This is a genomic window from Streptococcus sp. HMSC068F04 (assembly GCF_001837455.1).
Lineage (GTDB): Bacteria > Bacillota > Bacilli > Lactobacillales > Streptococcaceae > Streptococcus > Streptococcus salivarius_D.
Window position 1 is genome coordinate 38,177 of the sequence record NZ_KV832472.1, and the last position, 9,599, is coordinate 47,775.

General features: G+C 40.8%; 8 protein-coding genes. 4 read left to right on the forward strand and 4 right to left on the reverse strand.

The window, feature by feature from the left end; all coding sequences use genetic code 11:
• The first annotated feature begins 9 nt into the window (after positions 1-9).
• The gene (pbp3, locus tag HMPREF2571_RS03605; protein WP_002886347.1) at positions 10-1,266 is read left to right on the forward strand and encodes a D-alanyl-D-alanine carboxypeptidase PBP3; all 1,257 of its coding nucleotides are present in this window, start codon (positions 10-12) and stop codon (positions 1,264-1,266) included.
• A gap of 128 nt (positions 1,267-1,394) precedes the next feature.
• Here the strand turns inward: pbp3 and HMPREF2571_RS03610 are convergent, their stop codons facing one another.
• Positions 1,395-3,845 carry an ATP-dependent Clp protease ATP-binding subunit gene (locus HMPREF2571_RS03610; protein ID WP_070847213.1) on the reverse strand — a complete coding sequence of 817 codons (2,451 nt, stop codon included), beginning with the start codon at positions 3,843-3,845 and terminating at the stop codon, positions 1,395-1,397.
• Positions 3,846-4,301, reverse strand: a complete 456-nt coding sequence (locus HMPREF2571_RS03615; protein WP_002886345.1) for a CtsR family transcriptional regulator — start codon at positions 4,299-4,301, stop codon at positions 3,846-3,848.
• 317 nt (positions 4,302-4,618) lie between these two features.
• Between HMPREF2571_RS03615 and HMPREF2571_RS03620 the strand changes: the two genes are divergently transcribed.
• Entirely contained in the window at positions 4,619-5,089 is a 471-nt protein-coding gene (locus HMPREF2571_RS03620; protein ID WP_002886344.1) for a COG2426 family protein, read from the forward strand.
• Between the two features lie 107 nt (positions 5,090-5,196).
• Here HMPREF2571_RS03620 and tsf read toward each other — a convergent pair whose 3' ends face one another.
• Both tsf and rpsB read right to left on the reverse strand, forming a co-directional pair.
• Positions 5,197-6,237, reverse strand: a complete 1,041-nt coding sequence (tsf, locus tag HMPREF2571_RS03625) for a translation elongation factor Ts (protein ID WP_002886343.1) — start codon at positions 6,235-6,237, stop codon at positions 5,197-5,199.
• Between the two features lie 110 nt (positions 6,238-6,347).
• Complete coding sequence (gene rpsB, locus HMPREF2571_RS03630) at positions 6,348-7,115, reverse strand: 30S ribosomal protein S2 (RefSeq protein WP_002886342.1); 768 nt, start codon at positions 7,113-7,115, stop codon at positions 6,348-6,350.
• Between the two features lie 272 nt (positions 7,116-7,387).
• On the opposite strand from rpsB, the gene ahpC reads away from it, so the two are divergent.
• Both ahpC and ahpF read left to right on the forward strand, forming a co-directional pair.
• Positions 7,388-7,948 carry an alkyl hydroperoxide reductase subunit C gene (gene ahpC, locus HMPREF2571_RS03635; protein WP_002886340.1) on the forward strand — a complete coding sequence of 187 codons (561 nt, stop codon included), beginning with the start codon at positions 7,388-7,390 and terminating at the stop codon, positions 7,946-7,948.
• Positions 7,949-7,964: 16 nt separating this feature from the next.
• On the forward strand, positions 7,965-9,497 hold the full coding sequence (ahpF, locus tag HMPREF2571_RS03640) for an alkyl hydroperoxide reductase subunit F (protein ID WP_004182171.1): 1,533 nt from the start codon (positions 7,965-7,967) through the stop codon (positions 9,495-9,497).
• Positions 9,498-9,599: the final 102 nt, after the last annotated feature.

The following is a 9,599-nucleotide window of genomic DNA, read 5'->3' on the forward strand; positions in this document are numbered from 1 at the left end:
GAACAAACCATGAAAAAACTGATTACGCTTATGATGACCTTCTTACTCTGTCTGGGAAGCGTAGCCCCTGCTTTTGCAGCAGATAAGAAAAAAGGATATAATGCCGCAGCCAAACATGCCATCGCTGTCGAAGCTAATACTGGCAAAATTTTATACGAAAAAGATGCAACCACCTCTACGGGGATTGGCTCTATTACCAAGCTTCTAACAGCCTATATGGTTTATAAAGCGGTAGATCAGGGAGACCTCAAGTGGAACAGCAAAGTTGACATTTCTGACTACCCCTTTGAACTAACTGTCAGTACCGGAGTATCTAATATTCCACTAGACGCCCGCAAATACACTGTCAAACAACTTCTTGACGCAACTCTTATTTCCAGTGCCAACAGTGCATCTATTGCTCTAGCCGAGGAAATCGGAGGAACCGAAAGTAAGTTTGTCGACATGATGAAAGCCCAACTTAAAGATTGGGGTATCACTGATGCCAAGATTGTCAATGCCTCTGGTCTCAATAATTCTTACTTAGGTGACAATATCTATCCAGGCTCTAAATCAGACGAAGAAAATACCATGAGTGCTAAAGATGTTGCTATCATTGCACAACACGTAGTGAAAGAATATCCTGAAATTCTCGATATCACTAAAAAAACTGAAGCTGATTTTGATGGTGTCAACAAACTCAAAACCTTCAACTATATGCTCAAGGGACAACCTAGTTACCGTAAAGGAGTGGATGGCCTAAAAACAGGGACCACTGATTTAGCCGGTGCTTCCTTCGTGGCCCACTCAAATGAAAGTGGCATGAGCATTATCACAGTCATTTTGAATGCTGATAATACCGATACTGATGACTACGCCCGTTTCACTGCAACCAATGACCTACTTAATTACGTAGTCTATCATTGGGAAAGCAAGACCATTGCCAAAAAAGGACAAGCCATCGGTAAAAGCCAAGCCCCTGTCCTTGATGGGAAATCTAAGCAAGTCACTGCTGTTGCTAAGTCTGACTTTAATATCATCCAAAAAATAGATGCTAACAATAGTAAACATATTAAAGTTACTACAAATCAAGTCCAAGCCCCTGTCAACTCAAGTGACAAGGTTGGAACTGCTACCTTTGAAGATAAGTCACTTGTAGGAGAAGGTTACTTGCCTAACCAAGGTATGCCTAGCATGGAACTGGTTGCTGGTAAAGAAGTTAAGAAAAGCTTCTTCCTCAAGGTCTGGTGGAATCACTTTGTCAACTTTGTCAACGAAAAACTCTAATTATTACAGTCGAGCTTTGCTCGGCTTTTTCTTTTACCCCATCTTTACAGAAAGATTGACTCTATCTTGACTCCTATTGACACAAAAAAAGACAGACTACACCTGTAATCTGTCTATTTGTTTGATTTTTACACTACTGTAAAGGTTAATTTATCTTTCGAGCAGCCGATTTTAAGAGTTTGTCCACTAACTACTTGACCACCTAGTAAGAGCTCAGATAACTTGTCCTCCACTTGAGTTTGAATCGTGCGACGTAATGGACGAGCACCCATCTCAACATCATAGCCATCTTTAGCTAAATGCTTGAGAGCAGCTGGTTGGAATTTCAAGTCAATCCCTTTTTCAGCCAAAGCTGATACCAACGGTTTCATCATAATCTTGACAATCTCACGAAGTTGCTCTTCCTCTAGACTATGGAAGACAACCTTCTCATCAATACGGTTGATAAACTCTGGACGGTAGGCCTTCTTAAGTTCTTCCATGATACGTGACTGCATTGCTTGGTGATTATGAGAAATATCTTGAGCACCAAATCCAATAGTCTTATCATCACGAAGAGCAGTCGCTCCCAAGTTCGAAGTCATAATGATAATGGTATTTGAGAAGTCGACTTTACGACCTCGACTATCTGTCAAGACACCATCATCCAAAACCTGTAAGAGGATGTTGAAAATATCTGGGTGAGCCTTTTCCACCTCGTCAAAGAGAAGAACTGAGTAAGGCTTATTGCGAACTTTCTCTGTTAATTCACCGCCCTCATCATATCCAACGTAACCTGGAGGAGCACCGTTAAGTCGGCTAGCCGCAAATTTTTCCATGTATTCTGACATGTCAAAGCGAAGCAAAGCTGACTCATCATCAAAGAGAACTTCCGCCAAAGCCTTGGCCAATTCTGTCTTACCAACACCAGTAGGTCCAAGGAACATGAAGGAACCAATCGGACGTTTGCCAGTACGAATACCTGACTGGTTACGACGAATAGCACGACTAATCGCTGAAACTGCTTCGTCTTGACCAATAACACGTTTATGAAGCTCTGCTTCCAGATTCAAGTAACGCTTGCTATCTGCCTGAGTCATCTTCTCAACAGGAATACCTGATAGACGACTAAGGGTTTGCATAATCTGATCTGCATCTACCAAGGCAGGTTCTGGTGATTTTGCTTTTTGGCTAGCTTTATATTGTTTAACAGCAGCCTTCATATCACCAGATAGAAGCGCTTCATCCAAAGGCGTTATCTCACGTTTGGCTTCTTTTTTGATACGACCTTGAACAGTTGCACTCGCTTCATCTAAAAGATCAATGGCAGAGTCAGGCAAGTTTTTACTCGTCAAATAACGGTGGGCTGCCTTGACTGCTGTCTCAACCGCCTCATCAGTAATCGTTACACGATGATAGTCTTCATAAGACGAACGTAGGCCTTTTAGAATATCAATCGCCTCAGGTACACTTGGCTCCTCAATTGTAATCTTAGCAAAACGGCGAGAAAGAGCTGCATCTTTCTCAATATGCTTCTGGTACTCAGCTTGAGTAGTTGCTCCAACCATATGAAGAGTTCCACGTGCTAGAGCGGGTTTCAAAATATTCGCCGCATCTAAGGTGCTATCAATACCTGAACCAGAACCAATAATCGTATGCAATTCGTCAATAAAAAGAATGATTTTTCCATCAGCTTCAATCTCATCAATGATCTGATTCATACGTTCTTCGAAATCGCCACGGAAACGTGTTCCTGCAACCACACTCATCATATCAAGCTCTAAGATACGCATATCAGCCAACTCAAAAGGTACTTCGCCTGAAGCAATACGCTGTGCTAAGCCAAGCGCAAGTGCCGTCTTACCAACACCTGCTTCACCCACAAGAACTGGGTTATTCTTCGTTTTACGACTCAAAACCTGAATCATGCGTGAAATTTCTTTCTCACGTCCAATAACAGGATCAAGAGCATCTAATTCGGCTACTGCCGTTAAGTCTTTGGTATAATCTGACAGTTCCCCAGTAGAAGATTGAGGAGGCTGCATCATATTAGCAAAATTTCCTGATGCCTTTGATTTTTTAGGCTTACGAAGGTCATGAATGGCCTTCAAATCTTGCTTACTAAGACCTGCGTAACGCTCCAAAGAACGTCGTAAATCGATAATACGAGGCTTATCGCTGTCATCCTTATATTGAAAACCAGCAACTTCAAGGAGACGACAAACCATCAAATCCTTATGAAGAAGGAAGGCCATCAATACATGTTCAGACCCTACCTCTACAGCACCAGTCACACTAGCAATTCCCTCTGCCTCTTGCAACATAACCTCTAAAGCATGTGACTGTGCACGTAAATCGATAATATCTGATTCAGACAAGTCTTTTGGACTTTTCTCCATCGCTAGTACAGCAGCGGTCTCAATCTCTTCCGCACGAATACGGTCCTCAAAATCAGTAAATGTTAGGTAGGCTACAGATCCTGGAACCTCAACCATAGCGAGAAGCACATGCCAAGTCTCCAAGAAAGGACTTCCAAAACGCTCTGCCTCAAGCTGAGCACGATGGAAAATGGCCTGCATTTTTCTTGAATATGTCGTCATCTAATTTCCTTTTCTATCCAATCTAAGTAATAGCGAGCGTAGAATACGCGAACGAATAGTAGCCGCATCTTCGCCTAAAACATCATCACTAGCAGTTGCTAAAATCAAATTTCCCTCACGTTCAGTAATGATTTTTTCATCAAAAAGCAACTGAATCAAGTCTGTAAATACCTGCTCGCTGAGCTGATCTGCCAAGTTCTGAAGCAAATCATTAATCATGTGGTGCTTGTCGGAGAATCTGACCTTGACGATACGAATATAACCGCCACCTCCACGTTTACTCTCAACAATATAACCACGACTTTCTGTAAAACGAGTCTTAATAACATAGTTAATCTGACTCGGTACAACTTGAAAAGTATCTGCTAAGTTCGAGCGTTGAATCTCAGCAATTCCAGACTGGCCCAGCAATTCTTTAATATATTCTTCTATACTATCTGATGTATTTCTTGCCATCTTAATTCCTCCAGTCTAATTTGACTATAACTGACTATTATTATACCAAAAATGTCAGCTCATGGGAAACTATACCTTCAAAAAGCTTTTTAAAGTTGTCATTAGAGACCATATAAGATACAATAAATAAGACTGGAATATTAGGTAACTTAAGGTGTTTGATTCAAATTTTCTATCCACTTTAACAGGCTGAAACCCACCTAATCCAACAAGTACTTTTTAGCACTTTCGCAGTAGTACTAGTCTTATCACTCTTGATAAAGCTCATCTCACTTTGAGTCTTATCTCTTATTTTATTTCCCTATGAAAGGTTACTCATGAAATACATCATTGCACTCTTAATCTCTATGATTCCTTTAGTTGAGCTCCGTGGAGCCGTACCTGTCGCTATCGCCTCAGGTATTCCTTGGTGGCAAGCCCTAATTCTTTGTGTCATTGGGAACATGATTCCAGTTCCAATTATCTTTTTCTTCGCCCGCCGTGTTCTCGAATGGGGGGCAGACAAACCTCTAATTGGTGGCTTCTTTACCTGGTGTCTTAAAAAAGGTCACAGTGGTGGCCAAAAACTTGAAAAAGCTGCCGGAGATAAGGGAATCTTCTGGGCCCTTCTACTTTTTGTGGGAATTCCGCTTCCAGGAACAGGAGCTTGGACTGGTACCTTAGCAGCATCTATCCTAGATTGGGACTTTAAACGTAGTGTTATTGCTGTTATGCTTGGGGTTATCCTTGCAGGTATCATCATGGGAACACTCTCTCTTCTACTTGGTGTAAATACCTTCGCTCATTAATTAGTTTTTCAACGTCTGGGGCATGCTCAGACGTTTTTTTAATAGCAACAAAAAAGAAGCTACGATTCATTCACGTAACTTCTTTTCTTTTTATCTAGCAACTAGAATTAGTTGTTAAGAGCTGCTGCCATTGTAGCTGCAACTTCTGATTCAAAGTCGTTAGATGCTTTTTCGATACCTTCACCAACTTCAAAGCGAACGAATTCTACTACTGAAGCGTTTACTGATTCAAGGTAAGCTTCAACTGTTTTGCTGTCGTCCATGATGTAAACTTGAGCAAGAAGTGTGTATGCTTGGTCAACTTTAGTGTTGTCAAGCAAGAAGCGGTCCATTTTACCTGGGATGATTTTATCCCAGATTTTTTCTGGTTTACCTTCAGCAGCCAACTCAGCTTTGATATCTTCTTCAGCTTGAGCAAGAACAGCATCAGTCAATTGAGCTTTAGAACCATATTTAAGGTGTGGAAGAGCTGGTTTGTTAACCATAGCGCGGCTTTCGTTATCTTGATCGATAGCGTGGTTAAGTTGTGCCAATTCATCTTTAACAAATTGTTCGTCCAATTCAGTGTATGAAAGAACAGTTGGTTTCATCGCTGCAATGTGCATTGAGATTTGTTTTGCAAGAGCGTCATCTCCACCTTCGATAACTGAAACAACACCGATACGTCCACCGTTGTGTTGGTAAGCTCCGAAGTGTTGCGCATCAGTTTTCTCAACAACTGCAAAACGACGGAATGAAATCTTTTCACCGATAGTAGCTGTAGCAGTTACGTATGCAGCTTCAAGAGTTTCACCTGAAGGCATAGTCAATGCAAGTGCTTCTTCGTTGTTAGCTGGTTTACCTTCAGCAATTACTTTAGCTGTTTCGTTTACCAACTCAACGAATTGAGCGTTCTTCGCAACGAAGTCAGTTTCAGCATTAACTTCAACAACTGCTGCAACGTTACCGTTAACGTAAACACCAGTCAAACCTTCAGCTGCAACACGGTCAGCTTTCTTAGCTGCTTTAGCCATACCTTTTTCGCGAAGCAATTCGATCGCTTTTTCGATATCACCTTCAACTTCAACCAATGCTTTTTTAGCGTCCATGACACCAGCACCAGATTTTTCACGCAATTCTTTAACAAGTTTAGCTGTAATTTCTGCCATTTTGTTTTTCTCCAAATTTATTTTATCAAACTAAGGGGCAGGGCTGAGCCCCGCCCCTTAGGTGTTTGTCGTATCTTTAGTGGGCATCGAGCCCAAACCAATCTTAAAGATTAGTTGTTGTCACCTTCGACAACTTCAACGATTTCTTCGATTGAATCAGCTGCAGCTGCTTCTTGGAAATCTGCAGAAGCATCTTCACCTTGGTTACCTTCGATGATAGCATCAGCCATTTTTGAAGTGATCAATTTAACGGCACGGATAGCGTCATCGTTAGCTGGGATGATTACATCGATCTCATCTGGATCAGCGTTTGTATCAACCATCGCTACAACTGGGATACCAAGTTTTTTAGCTTCTTTAACAGCGATTTGTTCTTTGTGTGGGTCAACGATGTAGATTACATCTGGAATGCGAGGCATATCTTCGATACCACCCAAGAATTTTTCAAGACGTGCACGTTGTTTGTTAAGAAGTGCAACTTCTTTCTTAGGAAGAACTTCGAAAGTTCCATCAGCTTCCATTTGTTTGATTTCTTTCAAACGAGCGATACGTTTTTGGATAGTATCCCAGTTTGTAAGAGTACCACCCAACCAACGGTGGTTGATGTAGTATTGACCAGCACGAGTTGCTTCTTCAGCTACTGCTTCAGCTGCTTGTTTTTTAGTACCAACGAACAAGATTACTGCATCGTTAGCTGCTGCTTCACGAACGAATTCGTAAGCTGTATCAGCCATTTTTACAGTTTGTTGCAAGTCGATAACGTGGATTCCGTTACGTTCTGTGAAGATGTACTTAGCCATCTTAGGATTCCAGCGACGAGTTTGGTGACCGAAGTGAACACCAGCCTCAAGAAGTTGTTTCATTGAAATTACTGCCATGAGTATTTCTCCTTAAAAATTGTTTTTTCCTCTTCTAAGCTTTAGACTTGCAGTCCCACCCTGCGGCAACAAGACCACAATCGGCTTAGAATGAGTATTTGTCACTTTACGCAACTATAGTAGTTTATCAAAAAAAGTGACATTTGACAAGCTCTAAAATCAGTCTGACCATTAGAAAAAATTCACCCGTATTAAAATTGCAATCGTTTTCTTTGAGGTTGATAAGTATTTTGTTTATAATTAGGCTATCAAAAATAGAGGAGGACATTATTTTGTCATTAGTCGGAAAAGAAATTATTGAATTTTCAGCACAAGCTTACCACAACGGGGAATTCATTACTGTTACAGATGAAGATGTTAAAGGAAAATGGGCTGTTTTCTGCTTCTACCCTGCAGATTTCTCATTTGTCTGCCCAACTGAACTCGGTGACCTTCAAGAACAATATGAAGCTCTTAAATCTCTTGGTGTAGAGGTTTACTCTGTCTCTACTGATACTCACTTTGTTCACAAAGCTTGGCATGATGACTCAGATGTTGTTGGAACTATTACTTATCCTATGATTGGAGATCCTTCACACCACATCTCACAAGGCTTTGATGTTCTTGGAGAAGATGGCCTCGCACAACGTGGTACATTTATCATTGATCCAGATGGCGTTATCCAAATGATGGAAATTAACGCTGATGGTATTGGACGTGATGCAAGCACTCTTATTGATAAAGTTCGTGCTGCTCAATATATTCGTCAACATCCAGGTGAAGTTTGTCCAGCCAAATGGAAAGAAGGAGCTGAAACACTTACTCCTAGCTTAGATCTTGTAGGTAAAATTTAACAACCAGGGGGTATCCATGGTCTTAGATAAAGAAATCAAGACGCAATTAGCACAATATTTAAATTTACTAGAATCTGATATTGTATTACAAACAGATTTAGGGGATGATGATAATTCTCGAAAAGTGAAGGAATTTCTTGACGAGATTGCCGCTATGTCTGACCGCATTAGTCTTGAATCAACACATTTAAAACGTCAACCTAGTTTTGGTATTGCACAAAAAGGGCAAAAAAGTCGTGTTATTTTCTCAGGCTTACCAATGGGCCACGAATTCACATCTTTCATTTTAGCTCTCTTGCAAGTTTCTGGTCGTCCACCAAAAGTTGATGAGGACACTATCGAACGTATCAAGAAGATTGATAAACCCATCGACTTAGAGACTTATGTTTCATTAACTTGTCACAATTGTCCAGACGTTGTTCAAGCCTTTAATATAATGGCTGTTTTGAACCCAAATATCACTCACACCATGATTGAAGGTGGTATGTATCAGGATGAGGTCAAAGCCAAAGGTATCATGTCTGTTCCTACGGTTTACAAAGACCAAGAAGAATTTACATCTGGTCGTGCAACCATTGAACAGCTTGTTGAAAAATTGGACGGACCACTTGATGCTGATGCTTTCGCTGATAAAGGTGTCTATGATGTTTTGGTTATTGGTGGTGGTCCTGCTGGAAACAGTGCGGCCATCTATGCTGCCCGTAAAGGTTTAAAAACTGGTCTTTTAGCAGAAACCTTTGGTGGACAAGTTATCGAGACAGTCGGCATTGAGAACATGATTGGTACGCTATATACAGAAGGTCCTAAGTTAATGGCTCAAGTTGAAGAGCATACGAAATCTTATGATGTTGATATCATCAAAAGTCAATTAGCTACTGGCATCGAAAAGAAAGAACTTATTGAAGTGACACTGGCTAATGGTGCCGTTTTAAAATCCAAAACTGCTATCCTAGCTCTCGGAGCCAAATGGCGTAATATCAACGTTCCTGGCGAGGAAGAATTCCGCAATAAAGGTGTTACTTACTGCCCACACTGCGATGGTCCACTATTTGAAGGGAAGAATGTTGCAGTTATCGGTGGTGGTAACTCAGGTTTGGAAGCGGCTTTAGATTTAGCCGGCATTACTAAACATGTTACGGTCTTAGAGTTCTTACCTGAATTAAAGGCGGATCAAGTCTTACAAGAACGAGCTGCTAAAACTGATAATCTAACCATTCTTAAGAACGTTGCAACCAAAGAAATTGTTGGTCAAGATCATGTAACTGGTTTGAATTACGTTGAGCGTGATACAAACGCAGAAAAACATCTTGATCTTGAAGGTGTCTTTGTTCAAATTGGTCTTGTACCAAGTACTGCTTGGCTCAAAGATAGTGGTATTGAACTCAATGAGCGCCAAGAAATTATCGTTGATAAATTTGGTTCAACAAATATCCCTGGTATTTTTGCTGCAGGTGACTGTACAGATAGCGCCTACAAGCAAATCATTATCTCCATGGGTTCTGGTGCTACAGCTGCTATTGGAGCCTTTGATTACTTGATTAGACAATAATCAACACTTGCGTGTTAGTAATCTATCTTCAACAGTTATAATTAATATAAAGAGGTTGAATGTCTTTCAACCTCTCAGATTGAAGACAAAGTCCTCAGAAGT